Below are 16,752 nucleotides of genomic sequence, written 5' to 3'. Positions count from 1 at the left end.
GAAGCGGATCAGCTGCGGCGCCGCGGTGATCGGGGTCGAGGCCGGCTCGGCGATCCGTACGGGCGCGGGCACGGGCACGGCGGGCGGTGTCGCGGCCCGGACCGGCTCGGGCTTCCGATTGGCCGTCCGCTCGGGCTCCGGCGAAGCCTCGGCCGCGGGCACCGGCTCGGAAGCACTCGCGGGCTCCGGCTCGGCCGACGACGTCGCGGGACCGAACATCGAGGCCGCGTAGGCCGGAACCAGCTCCGGTGACGAGACCGGAGGGCGCCGCACGGCCGGCACGATCGACGAGCGCGTGGGCGGTTCCTCGCCACCCCGGCGGTCCAACAGGTCCAGCACCGCCGCGCCGCGCGCGAGCAGATCGGGCGTCAGTCGCTGCGCCCGCGGCGCGGCACCGGCGGCGGCGAGCGACAGGGCTATCTCGTGCTCCCCCGAGCGCTCCAGCGCGAAGCGCAGTTCGTCCGCCATCCGCTCGCGTTCACGACGGCGCGCGACGGTCTCCTCGGCCAGTCTCCGCTGTTGCGCGGTGGTCCCCCGGATCACCCACGCGATCGCGCCGGCGGCCGAAAGCACACCGAGCAGCACGGCGATTCGAAGGGTGGTCGCACCTCCCGCGACGGCCGCCAGGACGACGGCGACGAGCGCCGGCGCACATATGGCGGCAAGCAGGGATATGCGTGTGGCGGTCGAGACCTGACGGTGGCGTCCACGGGGCATGGCACAGACGTTAGCGCGCGCCCGTACGGGCACGCATGGCGCCATGCCGCACAAGGGCTGTCGGGCCTCGACCACGTTCGCGCCCCGCACCGAAGTGGCGGGACGCGAACGGTGGACGACGTCTCGTCGGACACCCCGACGACATCCGGACGAACGGCCCCGAAACTAGATCAGGCCCTTGGACTTGAGGTACGCCTTCGCGACGTCCGCGGGCTTCTTGCGGTCCTGGTCGACCTGCTTGTTCAGGTTCGTCAGGTCCTCGGTGGTCAGCACCGGGGCGAGCTTGTCGAGCAGCGGCAAGATCTTGTCCGCCTTCTTCGCGTTGACCACGGGCAGGATGTTGTCCGCGTTCTGGAGCTTCTTGTCGTCCGCGAGCACCACGAGGCCGAACTGCTCCAGCGTGGCATCGGTGGACGTGGTCAGCACCAGGTCGTCCTTGCCTTCCTTGACCGCCTGCTTGGCGGCGGTGGTGCCGACGCCGAGCGGGTCCACGCCGGAGACCTTGATGCCGTACGACTTCTCCAGACCCGGCGCGCAGAACGGACGCGTCTTGCACTCCTCGCCCGCCGCAATCTTCACCTCGACACCGGACTTGCCCAGGTCGGAGAGGGTCTTGAGGTTGTTCTTGGCCGCGAAGTCCTTGGAGACCGCGAACGCGTTCTGGTCCACGGCCTGCGCGGGCTGCCCGGTCTTGAGCCCCAGCGGCCCGGCCAACGTGTTGAGCGCGGTCACCGTCGCGCCCACGTCGGGAGTCGCGACCGGCGCGTTGGTCGAGGCGTCCTTGCCGTTCTTCTTGACGTTGAGGAACTCCGCCATCGTCGCCGCGTACTCCGGCACGACCGCGATCTTGCCCTTCTCCAGCTCGGGTTCGATCAGCTCGCGGTTCTTGACCGTCTTGACGCTCGACTTCACCCCGCCCTTGTCGAGCAACTGTTTGTACATCTGCGCCAGGACCTCCGACTCGGTGAAGCCGGCCGAACCGACCACCGTCTTGTCGTCGTCCGAGGAGGAACAACCCGTAGCGCCCACCAGGAACACGAGGGAAAGGCCTGCGGCCACCCCCGCCGTCACGCCCGTCTTACCGCGCCGCATAGGCATGCGGTGCACCGCCCTTTCCGTTCTCACGAGGTCACACCGCCACGCGGTGTCCGGGCCGTGAACCGCTGCGCGAGCGCGAACAGGCCCTCCACCACCAGAGCCAGGGCGGCGACGAGGATTGCCCCCGCGACCACCTGGCCGTTGTCCTGCAGGTCGAAACCGGCCGTGACGATGCGTCCGAGACCGCCCCCCGCGACCAGCGCCGCGAGCGTTGCCGTCGCGACAACCTGCACGGCACACGTACGAATTCCCGTCATGATCAACGGAAGTGCCAGCGGGAGCTCGACCCGAAGCAGCATCTGGCTGCCCGTCATGCCCATTCCCCGAGACGCCTCGACCACATCCCGGTCCACCCCGCGCATACCCACGTACGCGTTGGTGAGCACCGGCGGGATCGCGAACAGCACGAGCGCGATGATCGTCGCGGTGTCGCCCATACCGATCGGACTGAGCCCGAGCAACACGAGCACCGCGAACGTCGGGATCGCCCGACCGATGTTGGAGATGTTGATCGCCAACGAGCCGCCTTTGCCGAGGTGCCCCAGCCACAGCGCGAGCGGCAACGCGATCGCGACGGCGATCAGCACACACACCACGGTCAGCACGACGTGCTCGGTGAGCCGATTCCAAACCCCGCTCTCGCCACTCCAGTTCGCGCCGTCGGCGAACCAGTCCCACGCGTCCCCGAATACGTTCACGCCGCGGCCCCCGCCTCGTCGAGTTCGACTTCACCGGCAGGACTCGCCACGATCCGCCGCTTGCGCCCGCCCGCCCGCGTCCACGGCGTCAACAGCCACTGGACGCCGAGCAGCAGCACGTCGGCCACCAACGCGAGCGCCACACACAGCACCGACGCGACCAGGACCTGCGCCTTGAACAACGTGTCGATGCCCGCGTAGATCAGATTGCCGAGCCCGCCCGACCCGACCACCGCGCCGACCGTGGTGAGCGCGACGGTGGACACCGTCGCGATCCGCAGGCCGGCCATGATCGCGGGCAGCGCGAGCGGCAACTCGACCTGGAACAGCAGCCGGCCCGGGCCGTAGCCCATCCCCTTGGCCGACTCCACCACGTCCGGCGGCACGGACTCCAGACCCGCCAGGATGTTGCGGACCAGGATGGTCAGCGAATACAGCACCAGGCCGATGATCACGGTGGTGTCGGTCAGACCCGTGAACGGCTGCAGGATCGCGAACATCGCGAGCGAGGGAATCGTGTAGAGGATGGTCGTCGAACCGAGCAGCACACTCGCCGACATCCGCCATCGGCGCGCCGCGAGCGCCATCGGGAACGCGACGAGCAAACCGATCGCCACCGAGACGACGGTCAGATAGATGTGCTCGCGCAACGCCGTGGTGATCTCCTCGGAGTACTCGTCCAAGTACTTCCCGCAGACCCACGAGTTGCGCGTCAGGCAGTCACCGGAGGCCACAATCACGGGCGGACAGTACCCCAGCGTTCATATGACCATTCCCGTGACCACCGCCACACCCGGTGTGTGAGGCGGGGCACCCGGGTACGTTGCCACCTCTGGGGGCACGCGTGAATCGGGTCTCCCGACACCTGCCACGTCTCGATCATCTTGCCCCGGAGGGTCCCCATGATCCGGCTCGACCGCGTCACCAAGCGGTACCCCGACGGCACCGAGGCGGTCGCCGAACTGTCGCTCGAGGTCGAGCGCGGCGAACTGGTGACCCTCGTCGGCCCGTCCGGGTGTGGCAAGACGACGACCATGAAGATGGTCAACCGCCTCATCGAGCCCACGTCGGGGCAGATCTTCCTGGACGGCGAGGACATCACCAAGGCCGACCCGGTCAAGCTGCGCCGGCGGATGGGCTACGTGATCCAGTCCGGTGGCCTGTTCCCGCACCGCACCGTGATCGAGAACACGGTCACCGTGCCCAGTCTGCTCGGCTGGGAGCGCAGGAAGTCCCGCGCCCGCGCCGCCGAACTTTTGGAGATGGTCGGCCTGGACCCGGCCAAACTCGGCGACCGCTATCCGCACCAGCTCTCCGGCGGCCAGCGTCAGCGGGTGGGGGTCGCCCGCGCGCTCGCGGCCGACCCGCCCGTACTGCTGATGGACGAGCCGTTCGGCGCGGTCGACCCGGTCGTGCGCGAGCGGCTGCAAACCGAATTCCTGCGGCTCCAGCGCGAACTCAAGAAGACCATCCTGTTCGTGACGCACGACATCGAGGAGGCCGTCCGGCTCGGCGACCGGATGGCGGTGTTCTCGATGGGCGGACACATCGAGCAGTACGACACGCCCTCCAGCGTGCTGGGCGCGCCCTCGACCGACTATGTGGCCGACTTCGTCGGCGCCGACCGCGGCCTCAAGCGGCTCTCGGTCACCGAGATCACCCCCGAGGACCTCGAACACCCGCCCGTGGTCCGGCTCGACGACCCGATGTCGCACGCGCTCGCCCGGTTGCGCACCCAGGGTTCGCGCTGGGCCGTCGTACTCGACGACGACGGCAACCTGCACGGCTGGGTCGACGACCGCGAGAGCGACGGCAAGGTCCGCGACCGCGCCCGCCGGATGGAGGCGTGGGTGCCGGTGCACGCGTCGCTCAAGCAGGCGTTCGGCGAGATGCTCCAGCACGACGCCGGGTGGATCGCGGTCGTCGACGGTGATCGCTTCCTGGGCGTGCTGACACCGGCCCGCCTGCACGAGGCGCTGCGCCGTTCGATCGGCGCCGAGGAGAGCGGCGTGCCACTGGAGGAGGTCGTCCTCGACACCATCGAGGGCTAGCGCCGCCCGAAAGCTTCGGGACTCAGGTCTTCTTCTTCGCGTCGTCCTCGGGGTCCTCCGGGACCCGCAGCACTCGCTCCAGGAACAGCGCCGCCGCCACCAGGAGCACGCCCGCGCCGACCGCGAACGCACAACGCCGGGCCTGCACGGAGCGCTCGGTGACCTCCAGGAAGCCCGTCAGGTAGAGCGCGTAGCCGCCGTACAGGCCGACCACGAGCGAGCCCACGAGCGAACTCGCCTTGGCGAACACCACCGCCCGCGCGGCCGTCAACGGATCCACGTGCCGCGCGTCCACCCGGCGCGCGCGCTGAGCCTTGAACCGCGAGCGCATCGACAACGCGGTCGCCAACGCGACCGCGGCCAGGCACAGGAGCACGATCGGGGCCAGTACCGGGACACCCGGCGGCGTGCCGCGCGAGTCCCACAGTTTGGTCCCGGCATACGCGATACCGCCCGCCCCCAACGCGAGGGCGAGCAGGACGAGCGGGCGCGTGGGCTTCATCGGTCTGCGGTCAGCTCCAGGTCCTCACGGCGGTGTACCCCTTCGAGGCCCACCTGCGCGAGCAGGTCGGCGACCCGGCCGTGACCCGGTACCTGTGCCTCGGGGTCGATGTCGAGCCAGGGCGCGAGCACGAACGCTCGCTCGTGCGCGCGCGGGTGCGGCAGGGTCAGGCGCGGGTCGTCCTGCACGACGTTCTCGAACGCGATCACGTCCACGTCGAGTGTGCGCGGGCCCCAGCGCTCCACGCGCACCCGCTGGAACGCCTCCTCGACCGAGTTGCAGCGCTCCAGCACCAGGTCGGGGGTCAGCAGCGTGCGCACCTCGACCACGGCATTGAAGTAGGAGCCCTGCTCGGGGCCGCCCACGGGCGCGGTCTCGTACACCGGGGAGACCCCGATCAAGCTCACGCCCGGCGTGTCGGCGATCTCGTCGATCGCGCCCTGCAGTGTCTCCAGGCGGTTGCCCAGGTTGCTGCCGAGGGCGAGCACGACCCGGTTCCAGCTGAGCAGCGCGCGCTGTGCGGTGGACTCGACGGCCGACTCGGCCGCGGGCGGGACGACCGGCTCGTCGGCCGTGGGGGCCATCAGGACCTGCCTCGCACGATGGTGACCGTCACGTCGTCGAACGGGACGGTGATCGGCGCGTCGGGCTTGTGCACGACGACCTCCACCTCCTGCACGAGCGGGCGGGCCAGGCACACGTCGGCGATCCGCTGGGCGAGCGTCTCGATCAGGTCGACCGGGTCGCCCTGTACGACGCCGACCACGTCCTCGGCGACCTCGCCGTAGTGCACCGTGAGCTTCAGGTCGTCGGAGGCGGCGGCCGGTCGGGTGTCGACGCCGAGCACGACGTCGACGACGAAGGTCTGACCCTCGTCACGTTCCTTCGCGAACACTCCATGATTGCCGCGGGCCTTCAGTCCCCGCAGCGCGACGCGGTCCAGCATCAGTCGCCTCCTCGGCGCGTATCCCATCCCTGCGCACCCCGACCGGTCGGTTGTCGACTCGTCGAGGGGCGGTCGCGCCGACGGCCGGACCACCTCTGTGCGGTACGAATGTACCCAGCGCCGCCGACAGCTTTCGCGCAGCGGGTGCCTCCCGAGCGCTCAAGCAGTACGCATGGAGGGTCGCAAGCGCGCACAAACGGCGCCTGTTCGGTCGCGGAGGCGATCAGATCTCCTCTTCGGCGTCGACCTCCGCCATCACCGGGGAGGCGTGGTGGAGCCACAGTTTCCAGCCGGCCGGCGTCTTGCGGAACACATTGGTGACCACCGCGCGACCGCCCGCGAACCCGGTCTCGTCACCGCCGTCCTCCTCGGCCATCCCGGTCAGCATGTTCGCCGTGCACGAGAGCACCGCGACCTCGCCGGCGAGCTTGACCTCGACGTCGGTCAGGAAGAACTGCACATAGGACGTGTTGGCCATGATCAGCGCATAGGAGCGCAAAATCTCGGCGCGCCCGTGCAGCGCGGGCCAACCCGGGTGCACGCACGTCACGCTCGGCGCGTCGGTGCCGTCGGCCCAGATCGCGCCGAGGGCGTCGATGTCGCCCTCCTCGACGGCCGTCCACAATGCGAGATTGACCTCTCGTACCGCGTCCGCCTCGGGCGAGGTCTGGTCGTCGTCGGGATTCATCGGGCCTCCTGCCAGGCAGCCGCCACCTTGACCGCGTCGAGCGAAGCGGGCACCTCATGTACTCGGACGGCCCACGCGCCCGCCGCGGCGGCCAGCGCGGAGATCGCCGCCGTCGCGTCGTCGCGACCGCGGGGCGGGCGCAGCGCGCCCGTACCGTCCTCGGCGGCGAGCAGCCGCCCCAGGAACGTCTTGCGCGACGCGGCGACGAGCAGCGGACGACCGAGCTCGTGCAACACGTCCAAGTGGGCCAGCAGCGGCCAGTTGTGCTCGGCCGTCTTCGCGAAGCCCAGGCCGGGGTCGAGCACGATCGCCTCGGGGTCGACCCCGGCCGAGACCACCTTGTCCATCCGCTCGGCCAACTCGCCGCGCACCTCGGCGACCACGTCGGTGTAGACCGCGTGGTCCTGCATCGAGCGCGCGTGCCCACGCCAGTGCATGACCACCACCGGAACCCCGCTGTCGGCCACGAACGCGGCCATCGCGGGATCGGCGAGGCCGCCGCTGACGTCGTTGACCAGACGTGCGCCCGCGGCCACCGCGGCGCTCGCCACCTCGACGCGGGTGGTGTCCACACTGACGACGGCGCCGGCGACCGCGAGTTCGCGCACGACCGGGACCACCCGGCGCAGTTCCTCGTCCACGTCGACTCGATCGGCGCCCGGCCGGGTCGACTCGCCGCCCACGTCGATCAGGTCGGCGCCTTGGCCCAAGAGCGCGATCCCGCGCTCGATCGCGGCCTTCGAGTCGAACCAACGGCCGCCGTCGGAGAAGGAATCGGGGGTCACGTTGACCACGCCCATGACCGCGCACCGGCCGAATTCGGGCAGGCCGCGCACCCGCGGCGGGCCGCCTGGGGCCCGATGTCGGGGGCCGGTCGTCGCTGTCATGGGGAACAGAGTAGGGGTTGACCGGGCGGTGCCCGGTCAACCCCTCTGTACTGCGTCACGACTTGTCGCCGGCCGTCGGCCGCACGGGCTAGCGGCTGAGGATCAGGCTCATCGCCTCGGCCCGGGTCGCCGCGTTGAGCAACTGGCCGCGAACGGCCGACGTGACCGTGCGCGCGCCCGGCTTGCGTATACCGCGCATGGTCATGCACAGGTGCTCGCATTCGACGACCACGATCACCCCGCGCGGGCGCAGGATGTTCACGAGCGCGTCGGCGATCTGGGTGGTCAGCCGCTCCTGCACCTGCGGACGCTTGGCGTACACGTCGACCAGGCGCGCGAGCTTGGACAGACCGGTGATCTGCCCGTCCTCCGAGGGGATGTAGCCCACGTGCGCCACCCCGTGGAACGTCACGAGGTGGTGCTCACACGTGCTGTAGACCTCGATGTCCTTGACCAGGACCATCTCGTCGTGGCCGAGGTCGAAGGTCGTGGTGAGGACGTCCTCGGGCTCTTGGCGCAGGCCCGCGAAGATCTCCTGATACGACCTGGCCACCCGTGCGGGGGTGTCCTTGAGACCCTCGCGGTCGGGGTTCTCCCCGACCGCGATCAACAGCTCTCGGATCGCGCGCTCGGCGCGATCCTGGTCGAACTCACCCACCGCACGACCGTCAAAGGTGACCGGGTCGATCGTCACGTCTATTTCTCCGGAGAATCGGACGGCGGCTCGGGAAGCGTTACCGCCCCTCCGGACCCCGTCGTGGTGCCCGTCGCAGAGGTCGAGCCACCGTTGAGAACCCCGTTCCCGTTGTCGCTGCCGCCGCTGGAGAGCGTGAGCTCGCGCGGTGTCATGACGGGGGGACGGCTGGACGGCTGACGCCGGCTGGAACCCGTCCACGCGGGGCGGGCCGGGCGCTTGGTGACCGGAGCGAAGATCTCGGCGACCTGGGCCTTGTCCAGGGTCTCCTTCTCCAACAGCTCCAGCACCAGGTTGTCCAGCACGTCACGGTTCTCGACGAGAATCTCCCACGCTTCGTTGTGGGCGGTCTCGATGAACCTCTTGACCTCTTCGTCGACGATAGCCGCGACTTCTTCGGAATAGTCGCGCTGGTGGCCCATGTCACGACCCAGGAACGGCTCTCCGCCGTCCGTACCGAACTTGATCGCGCCCAGGCGCTCCGTCATGCCGTACTGCGTCACCATCGAGCGGGCAAGGCCGGTGGCCTTCTCGATGTCGTTCGACGCCCCGGTGGTCGGGTCGTGGAAGACGAGCTCCTCCGCCGCGCGCCCGCCCAGCATGTAGGCGAGCTGGTCGAGCATCTCGTTGCGCGTGGTGGAGTACTTGTCCTCTTCGGGCAGGACCATCGTGTAGCCGAGCGCGCGACCGCGGGACAGGATCGTGATCTTGTGCACCGGGTCGGTGTTCGGCAGGGCGTGGGCCACCAGGGCGTGGCCGCCCTCGTGGTACGCGGTGATCTTCTTTTCCTTGTCGCTCATGATCCGGGTGCGCTTTTGCGGCCCGGCCACGACTCGGTCGATCGCCTCGTCCATCGCCAGTGCGTCGATCAGCTTGGCGTCCGCGCGGGCGGTGAGCAGCGCGGCCTCGTTGAGCACGTTGGCGAGGTCGGCACCGGTGAAACCGGGCGTGCGTCGCGCGACGGCCTTGAGGTCGATGTCGTCGGTGACCGGCTTCCCCTTGGCGTGCACCTTGAGGATGTCCCAGCGGCCCTGCATGTCGGGACGGTCGACCGCGATCTGCCGGTCGAAGCGGCCCGGGCGCAGGAGCGCGGGGTCGAGGATGTCGGGCCGGTTCGTGGCGGCGATCAGGATCACGCCGCCCTTGACGTCGAAGCCGTCCATCTCGACGAGGAGCTGGTTGAGCGTCTGCTCGCGCTCGTCGTGGCCGCCGCCCATGCCCGCGCCGCGGTGTCGACCGACGGCGTCGATCTCGTCGACGAACACGATGGCCGGGGCGTTGGCCTTCGCCTGCTCGAACAGGTCGCGCACTCGCGAGGCACCGACACCGACGAACATCTCGACGAAGTCGGAACCGGAGATCGAGTAGAACGGCACGCCGGCCTCACCCGCGACGGCGCGGGCGAGCAGGGTCTTGCCGGTTCCGGGCGGGCCGTACAACAGCACGCCCTTGGGGATCTTGGCGCCGACCGCCTGGAACTTGGCGGGCTCCTGCAGGAACTCCTTGATCTCGTGGAGTTCCTCGACCGCCTCGTCGGCGCCGGCCACGTCGGCGAACGTCGTCTTCGGCGTGTCCTTGGAGATGAGCTTGGCCTTGGACTTCCCGAAGTTCATGACTCGGGAGCCGCCGCCCTGCATCTGATTCATCAGGAACAGGAAGACCACGACGATGAGCACGAACGGCAACAGCGAGAACAGGATGCTGACGATCGTGCTCTGCTTGCTGAGCTTGACCGTGTACGAGTCCTCGATCTTGCCCTGCTCGTACTTCGTCTGCAGCAGGCGCTGGATCTCCACGCCCTGCTCGTCGATGTAGGACGTCTTGATCTTGTTGCTCTTGTCGATCTTCACCCCCTTGTCGAGGGTGAGTTCGAGTGACTGGTCGTTGCCGCCGATGAGCTTGGCTGACTTGACCTGGTCGTTTTGGATCGCCTGGATCGCCTTGCCGGTGTCGACACCCTTGAAGCCGCTCGAAGAGGAGACGAGCTGCATCAGGAGGATCACAGCAATGACGGCCAGCGCGATCCACATGACCGGCCCGCGGAAATAGCGCTTGACGTCCATCGATGCGGGGCAGCAGACGCCCCGTCCCTCCTGCCGACTTTTGACCCGGACGCCTTATGGCCCCCGGGTACGTTGCCTGTCCGGTATCGCCCCGGCACGGTCGCCCCGTGCTGATCGGTTGTCGCTGCGTTGAACGGTACACCGGGCGTCATCACGCCAATGCGCCGCGCGTGACCTCACCGTGCGCGCCTTCGCGTGACGACCCCTGACGAACCCTCCAACGAGGGGAAACGTTCACCTTGTTCCCGGAAGCCGTCCCGGGATGCCGATTCCGCTGTCGGCTTGCGCCGACGGTGGTGCGGCGGACGCGGCCGAGCGGGTCAGGTCGGCTTCGAACCGCCGTACACGTGCTCGGCCAGTGTGCCGACGAACGGGAGGTTGCGGTAGCGCTCGGCGTAGTCGAGGCCGTAGCCCACGACGAACTCGTTCGGGATGTCGAAGCCCACGTACTTGACGGGGATGTCGACCTTGGCGGCCTCCGGCTTGCGGAAGAACGCGCACACCTCCAGCGAGGCCGGGCCGCGCGATTCGAGGTTGGCGAGCATCCACGACAGGGTCAGCCCCGAGTCGATGATGTCCTCGACGACCAGGACGTGCCGTCCGGCGATGTCCGCGTCGAGGTCCTTGAGGATGCGCACCACGCCCGAGGACTTGGTCCCGGAGCCGTAGGAGGACACCGCCATCCAGTCCATCTTGACCGGCGAGTGCACCGCCCGGGCGAGGTCGGCCATGACCATGACGGCGCCCTTGAGCACGCCGACGAGGAGCAGGTCCTGACCCCGGTAGTCCTCGTCGATCCGCTCGGCGAGCTCGACGAGCTTCGCCTCGATCTCCTCCTGCGAGACGAGGACCCTTTCGAGGTCGGCGCCCATGTCCTTCTCGTCCACCACATGCCTTACTACGAAGTTTTCGGCTGAGCCCCGCGGTCACCGGTCACGATCGAGCCGGCCGGTGAAAGAGAAGCCTGCCACACCGCCTGCGTATCTCTACGCCCCCGGGCAGATGGATGGGTCCCTGGCCGTGCCAGGAGATGACCAGCTTCTCCACCGCCTCGACGTGACGCGCGAACAACGCGCCGGACGGGCTGCCCGCGACCACGGCGGTGCGACGCAGCACCCGGCGGCGGACCGCGGCGGGCAGTTCGGCCAGGCCCGCGACCTCCAACTCGCCGTCGTCGTGGGTGACGTCGGCCTGGGCCCGGTCGGCCCACGCGTCGAGCGCCTCCGCGTCGTCGCGGAACAGGCGCGCCGTGCGTGCGAGGGCCTCGGAGACGCCCGGGCCGAGCGCCTTTTCCAGGACCGGCAACACCTCGTGCCGCACCCGGGCCCTGGTGTAGGCGGGGTCGGCGTTGTGCGGGTCCTCCCACGGCAGCAGGTTCTGTGCGACGCACGCCTGTCGGGTGAGATCGCGGCCGAGGTCGAGGAAGGGACGCTGATAGTGGCCGGTCAGCGGTGGCATGCCCGCGAGCGAGCGGGCGCCGGAGCCGCGGGCGAGGCCGAGCAGGACGGTCTCGGCCTGGTCTTCGAGCGTGTGGCCCAGGAGCACCAGCGCGGCGTCGTGCCGCTTCGCCGCCAGGTCGAGCGCGTGGTACCTGGCCAGCCGGGCGGCGCCCTCGGGGCCGCCGCGGGTGCCGACCCTGACGCCGAGCGCGTCCACGGGGCCGAGGCCGAGTTCGCGAAGCCGGCAGACCAGGTCGACGGCGCGGCGGGTCGAGCCCGCCTGCAGGCCGTGGTCGACGGTGACGGCTCCCGCGCGCAGACCGGCCCTGGGGGCCTCGAACGCGGTGGCCGCTGCGAGCGCCAACGAATCCGCGCCACCACTGCAGGCCACCAGGACGAGAGTTCCCGGTTGCAGCGCGCGCAGGGTCTTGCGGACGGCCAGCCTGGTGGCGGCCACGGCGGGATGGGGTCCCACGGCTCGACGACACCTCCTTGCACGTCCGGTTTCGGCCCGATTCGGGGAGGTCGCGGCCTCCGCGATAAATGCCGAAGAGAATTGGTTCGCCCACGCTACGTCACCCGAAGCGCCCCGCACGGCAGACACCACCGGAAGTCGCCCGGATGGGGACGGTGGCGCGGGCCACCGTGCCCCTCGCGAGGCATCCCGTCACTCGCGAGAGGTCTCGCCCCTCGCGAGGCACCGCGGCACCGCGCCCCTCGCGGACGGCCGCGACCGGCTCGCCCGATCGCCGCCGTCGACCCGCCCGGTCGCCGCGGGTCACTCCGGGTCGCTCGCCCCGTCGCCGGTCCCGCTCGTGCTCGCCTTGCCGTGCACCCGGTCGACCCACGTGCCCGGCTCGGCCACCTCGGCCTTGGTCGGCAGCGTGTTCGGCGAGGTCCAGACCCGGTTGAAGCCCTCCATGCCGACGCGCCCGACGACCTCGCGCACGAAGCGCTCGCCGTCGCGGTACTGGCGCAGCTTGGCGTCCATGCCCAGCAGTTTGCGCAGCGCCAGGTCGAGCCGCCCGGAGCCTTGTGCGCGGCGCTCGGCGAACTTCTCCCGGATGTGTCCCACGGTGGGAATGACCTGCGGTCCGACGCCGTCCATCACGAAGTCGGCATGCCCTTCGAGCAGCGACATCACGGCGGTGATCCGGCCCAGGATCTCGCGCTGCTCGGGGGTCTGGACGAGTTCGACGATCGAGCCGCCGTCGCGCTCGCCGTCGGCACCGGCGCCCGCCTTGCGCGCGCCGACGAACGCCTGGACCGCGTCGCGCAGTCGGCCCATCACCGCGGACGGGTCCACCTCGGTCTGGGTGAGGAAGCCGTGGATCTCCTGTTCGAGGTGGTCACGCAGCCACGGCACGGCGGTGAACTGGGTGCGGTGGGTCTCCTCGTGCAGGCACACCCACAGCCGAAAGTCGTGCGGGTCGACCTCCAGTTCGCGCTCGACCTGGACGATGTTGGGCGCGACCAGGAGCAGCCGGCCGGGCCCGCGACCGGTCGCGCCGGGCGCCTGGGGCGCGAACGTCTCGTACTGGCCGAGCACGCGCGAGGACAGGAACGCCAGGAGGGTGCCCAGTTCCAGCCCGGTGACCTTGCCGCCCACGGTGCCCAGGGCGCCGCCGCCGGGCATCGCCTCGCGGCGCTCCTCGACCTTGTCCAGGAGTGGTCGCAGCACGTGCCTGAACCCCTGCACGTTGGCTCGTGCCCATCCCGGTCGGTCCACCACCAGGACCGGAGTGTTGTTGTCGCCCGAGTCCAGGCCCGTGAACGCGCGCACGTGCCCCTCGGACGTCTTGGCATGCGCGCGCAGTTCCGCCACGACCGCCCGCGCCTCGTCCCGCCCGACGTCGGGTCCCGGCCGCACGAGCCGGTTCGCCGTCGCCACGGCCAGGTCCCAATCGATCATGTCCGCACCGTTGCCACCGTTGCCGCTCGTCATATGGCCACGTTACGTGCTCGGCGCGGTGACGAAAGAGGAACGGAGCCGCGCACCTGCGGCACCCTGCGGATTTATTGCGCTCGAAGCCGTCCCGTCGGGCCCGGCCCGGGCCCGAACCCACCCCGTCGTACCCGGCTTCCGGTGCGGACTCCGCCGGATCGGCGTCCCGTCAGGATCCGGTGCACCCGCAGTCGGCGAGTGCCGCGGCCATCCGGTCGATCACGGCACGGGCCGCGTCGGCGTCGCCGGGCACCTTGTCGGCCAGAATCGCGAACGCGAGGAGGCGGCCGTCCCGGTCGCGGACCACGCCGGACAGCGTGCTCACGCCGGTCAGCGACCCGGTCTTGGCCCGCACCACACCGGCCGCGTCGGCGGCCCCGCCGGTGGGACCGTAGCGGGCGGAGAGGGTGCCGGTGAATCCGGCGATGGGCAGTCCGGTGAGGGCGGGGCGCAGTTCGGGGTGCTCCGGGGACGCCGCCAGCGACAGGGTCTTGACCAGCGTCTGCGGGGTGAGCTTGTCTTCCTTGTCGAGCCCGCTGCCGTCCTTGAGGTTGGACGCGCCGTACGCGGCGCCCAGGCTCTCCAGAACCTGCCGGGCCGCGGCGGTGCCGCCCTGGAAGCTCACCGGCTGTCCCTTCGCGATCGCCACCTGGCGCAGGAGTGCCTCGGCCATGTCGTTGTCGCTGACGGTCAACATCTGCTCGACGAAGGCCGACATCGGCGGGGACTGTACCGACGCGAGTTCGGGGGCGCCGCCGGCGGGCGCGGTGCCCGCGGTCGGCGCGCCGTCGACCGCGACTCCCGCGGCCTTGAGCATGTCGGCGAACTTCTTGGCGGCGTCGGCGCCGGGGCTCGACAGCCGGGTGCTCTCCTTGCCGGTGACGGTCGGGTTGGTCCGACCCTCGTCGACCATGAGCGAGACGACCGGCGCGATGTTCTCGTTCGGGCCGATCGCGTGCACGGCCGGGCCCGTGTACAGCGTCGTGTCGTAGTGGAGCTTGACCTGCGTGGTGCCCGCCGACTTGAGCGCGGCGGCGGTCGCGGCGGCCAGGTCGGACAGCCGCGCGGGCTGATAGCGGCCCTCGTACTGCTTGCCGTCGAGCGCGGTGAGGGTGGGGTCGCCGCCGCCGACCAGCACGATCGTGCCGGGTGTCGCGCCCGGCACGACGCGGGTGGCGATCCGGTGGTCGGGGCCCGGCGCGGTGAGCCCGGCCACGGCCGTGGTGATCTTGGTGGTCGACGCGGGGGTCGCCGCGCGGTCCTCGCCCGCGCCGTACAGCGCGCGGCCGGTCAGCGCGTCCACCACCGCGATCGCAGGCGGTTGGCCGAGCGCGGGCGACTTGGTCAGCGCGGTCAGTACCGCCCGGATGCCGGCGTCGGTGGGCGTGGGTCCGGCGGGGTCGCCGGAGACCGGCACGAGCACCGGCGGCGCGGGGTTCGAGCCGCCGGATCCACTGGAGCCGTCGGCGGCCTGGAGCGCCATCACGGTGCCCTGCCACGGTCCTCGGGCGACCGTCGCGAGTAGGGCCAGGACCACGGCCGCGACGGCGGCCACGACCGCTTTGGTCCTTACGCTGGGCACGCGAGACCATCCCCTTCCGCCGGACCACCGGCCATGCGAGACACTGAGTGCTGATCAGGTTCTGTCCGGGACCACCGCCGGGTTCGGCTTCGCGGACAGAACGACCCTAACGGTCCCGGCAACGGTCCCGACGCAGCACATGGAGGAGCCTTGGAGTTCGACGTCACCATCGAGATCCCCCGGGGATCGCGCAACAAGTACGAGGTGGACCACGAGACGGGCCGCATCCGGCTCGACCGGATGCTGTTCACGTCGACGCGCTACCCGGCGGACTACGGCTTCATCGAGGACACCCTCGGTGAGGACGGTGACCCGCTGGACGCGCTGGTGCTCCTGGAGGAGCCGACCTTCCCGGGCGTCCAGATCCGTTGCCGCGCCATCGGCATGTTCCGCATGACCGACGAGGCCGGCGGCGACGACAAGGTTCTGTGCGTGCCTGCCACGGACCCGCGGGTGGAGCACCTTCGCGACATCCACCACGTCTCGGAGTTCGACCGCCTGGAGATCCAGCACTTCTTCGAGGTCTACAAGGACCTGGAGCCGGGCAAGTCGGTCGAGGGCGCCAACTGGGTCGGCCGCGACGAGGCCGAGGCCGAGGTCGAGGCGTCGCGCAAGCGCCTCACCGAGCAGGGCCACCACTGATTCGGTAGCCCGAGTCGTCACGTACGAACGCCGGTCGGCGGCATCGCCCCTCGTGAGGGTGCGGGTGCCGCCGACCGGCGTTCGCGCGTGCGGTCGGGTCGGGTCGGATCGGGCTCGACCGGGTCAGGACGGGCGGGCGTAGTAGTCCGGGGTGCCCATGTAGAACATGTCGCTGATCTTGACCACGTCGCCGGTGCGCGGCGCGTGGATCATCGTGCCGCCGCCCAGGTACATCGCGACGTGGTGGATGTCGGACGGGCTGGAGGTCTCGGTCCAGAAGATCAGGTCGCCCGGGATCAGGTTCTTGTACGACACCGGAGTGCTCTCGAAGTACTGCGTGGCCGCGAAGTGCGTCAGCTCGACGCCGGCCCGGCGCCACGCCTGCATGACCAGTCCCGAGCAGTCGTAACCGTTCGGGCCTTCGCCGCCCCAGACGTAGGGCTTGCCGAGTTGGGCCCTGGCGTAGTCGATCGCGGCGGCCGCGCCACGGCTGTCGGTCTTGGTGGTCTTGTTCGGCGTGGTTTTGTTCGGGGTGGTCTTGTTGGGCGTGGTCTTGTTCGGGGCGGCCGGCTTGTTCGCGGCGACCGGGGTGGTGTCCTCGGGCTTCGCGGGCTTGGCCGGTTTGGCGGGCTTGGCGGGCTTGGCGGGCTTGCTCGCTTCCTTGGCCGCCGCGTCGTCGCGCGCCTGTTGGGCCTCCCGCTCCGTGCGGGCCTCTTCGGCCTGCCGGGCGGCCTCCTGGCGGGCCTCCTCGGCCTCGGCGCGCGCCTTGGCCTGTGCCTCGGCCCGGCGCAGCGCCTCTG

The 16,752-nt window shown here is 70.3% G+C and carries 17 protein-coding genes and 1 pseudogene; 2 read left to right on the top strand and 16 right to left on the bottom strand.

The window, feature by feature from the left end:
* From GT354_RS01820 to GT354_RS01805, 4 genes and pseudogenes are all read right to left on the bottom strand, one after another.
* A pseudogene (locus GT354_RS01820) lies at positions 1 to 717 on the bottom strand (hypothetical protein); the annotation flags it as partial.
* Positions 718 to 882: 165 nt separating this feature from the next.
* A complete protein-coding gene (locus GT354_RS01815) occupies positions 883 to 1,815 on the bottom strand; it encodes an ABC transporter substrate-binding protein (protein WP_161354370.1) in 933 nt (310 codons plus the stop codon).
* Between the two features lie 23 nt (positions 1,816 to 1,838).
* Positions 1,839 to 2,513 carry an ABC transporter permease gene (locus tag GT354_RS01810; RefSeq protein WP_161354369.1) on the bottom strand — a complete coding sequence of 225 codons (675 nt, stop codon included), beginning with the start codon at positions 2,511 to 2,513 and terminating at the stop codon, positions 1,839 to 1,841.
* A complete protein-coding gene (locus GT354_RS01805) occupies positions 2,510 to 3,247 on the bottom strand; it encodes an ABC transporter permease (RefSeq protein ID WP_161354374.1) in 738 nt (245 codons plus the stop codon). The genes GT354_RS01810 and GT354_RS01805 overlap by 4 nt, the downstream gene beginning before the upstream one ends.
* Before the next feature lie 168 nt (positions 3,248 to 3,415).
* Here GT354_RS01805 and GT354_RS01800 point away from each other — a divergent pair, with 168 nt between their 5' ends.
* Positions 3,416 to 4,564: a betaine/proline/choline family ABC transporter ATP-binding protein gene (locus tag GT354_RS01800; protein ID WP_161354368.1), complete on the top strand. Its 1,149-nt coding sequence runs from the start codon at positions 3,416 to 3,418 to the stop codon at positions 4,562 to 4,564.
* A gap of 22 nt (positions 4,565 to 4,586) precedes the next feature.
* Here the strand turns inward: GT354_RS01800 and GT354_RS01795 are convergent, their stop codons facing one another.
* From GT354_RS01795 to dacB, 11 genes are all read right to left on the bottom strand, one after another.
* A complete protein-coding gene (locus GT354_RS01795) occupies positions 4,587 to 5,066 on the bottom strand; it encodes a DUF3180 domain-containing protein (protein WP_161354367.1) in 480 nt (159 codons plus the stop codon).
* Positions 5,063 to 5,650: a 2-amino-4-hydroxy-6-hydroxymethyldihydropteridine diphosphokinase gene (folK, locus tag GT354_RS01790; protein WP_161354366.1), complete on the bottom strand. Its 588-nt coding sequence runs from the start codon at positions 5,648 to 5,650 to the stop codon at positions 5,063 to 5,065. The genes GT354_RS01795 and folK overlap by 4 nt, the downstream gene beginning before the upstream one ends.
* Entirely contained in the window at positions 5,650 to 6,009 is a 360-nt protein-coding gene (gene folB, locus GT354_RS01785; protein ID WP_161354373.1) for a dihydroneopterin aldolase, read from the bottom strand. The genes folK and folB overlap by 1 nt, the downstream gene beginning before the upstream one ends.
* Before the next feature lie 226 nt (positions 6,010 to 6,235).
* Complete coding sequence (locus tag GT354_RS01780; protein ID WP_161354365.1) at positions 6,236 to 6,700, bottom strand: nuclear transport factor 2 family protein; 465 nt, start codon at positions 6,698 to 6,700, stop codon at positions 6,236 to 6,238.
* Positions 6,697 to 7,587 carry a dihydropteroate synthase gene (gene folP, locus GT354_RS01775; RefSeq protein ID WP_161354364.1) on the bottom strand — a complete coding sequence of 297 codons (891 nt, stop codon included), beginning with the start codon at positions 7,585 to 7,587 and terminating at the stop codon, positions 6,697 to 6,699. Before folP ends, GT354_RS01780 begins: the two co-directional genes overlap by 4 nt.
* Before the next feature lie 88 nt (positions 7,588 to 7,675).
* The gene (gene folE, locus GT354_RS01770) at positions 7,676 to 8,281 is read right to left on the bottom strand and encodes a GTP cyclohydrolase I FolE (protein ID WP_346011793.1); all 606 of its coding nucleotides are present in this window, start codon (positions 8,279 to 8,281) and stop codon (positions 7,676 to 7,678) included.
* A gap of 2 nt (positions 8,282 to 8,283) precedes the next feature.
* A complete protein-coding gene (gene ftsH, locus GT354_RS01765) occupies positions 8,284 to 10,344 on the bottom strand; it encodes an ATP-dependent zinc metalloprotease FtsH (RefSeq protein WP_161354363.1) in 2,061 nt (686 codons plus the stop codon).
* Between the two features lie 320 nt (positions 10,345 to 10,664).
* Entirely contained in the window at positions 10,665 to 11,231 is a 567-nt protein-coding gene (hpt, locus tag GT354_RS01760; protein ID WP_161354362.1) for a hypoxanthine phosphoribosyltransferase, read from the bottom strand.
* 46 nt (positions 11,232 to 11,277) lie between these two features.
* Positions 11,278 to 12,258, bottom strand: coding sequence for a tRNA lysidine(34) synthetase TilS (tilS, locus tag GT354_RS01755; RefSeq protein ID WP_161354361.1), 981 nt, complete (start codon positions 12,256 to 12,258; stop codon positions 11,278 to 11,280).
* Between the two features lie 303 nt (positions 12,259 to 12,561).
* On the bottom strand, positions 12,562 to 13,728 hold the full coding sequence (locus GT354_RS01750) for a zinc-dependent metalloprotease (RefSeq protein ID WP_161354360.1): 1,167 nt from the start codon (positions 13,726 to 13,728) through the stop codon (positions 12,562 to 12,564).
* Positions 13,729 to 13,897: 169 nt separating this feature from the next.
* Positions 13,898 to 15,310 carry a D-alanyl-D-alanine carboxypeptidase/D-alanyl-D-alanine-endopeptidase gene (dacB, locus tag GT354_RS01745; RefSeq protein WP_346011792.1) on the bottom strand — a complete coding sequence of 471 codons (1,413 nt, stop codon included), beginning with the start codon at positions 15,308 to 15,310 and terminating at the stop codon, positions 13,898 to 13,900.
* A 150-nt stretch (positions 15,311 to 15,460) separates the two neighbouring features.
* Here dacB and GT354_RS01740 point away from each other — a divergent pair, with 150 nt between their 5' ends.
* The gene (locus tag GT354_RS01740; protein WP_161354359.1) at positions 15,461 to 15,952 is read left to right on the top strand and encodes an inorganic diphosphatase; all 492 of its coding nucleotides are present in this window, start codon (positions 15,461 to 15,463) and stop codon (positions 15,950 to 15,952) included.
* A gap of 123 nt (positions 15,953 to 16,075) precedes the next feature.
* Here GT354_RS01740 and GT354_RS01735 read toward each other — a convergent pair.
* The coding region (locus GT354_RS01735; RefSeq protein WP_161354358.1) for a C40 family peptidase at positions 16,076 to 16,752 on the bottom strand (677 nt) is incomplete at its 5' end.

It is taken from the genome of Streptomyces sp. SID3343, assembly GCF_009865215.1.
Taxonomy (GTDB): Bacteria; Actinomycetota; Actinomycetes; order Streptomycetales; family Streptomycetaceae; genus Embleya.
This window is presented reverse-complemented; position numbering and strand designations above follow the sequence as displayed.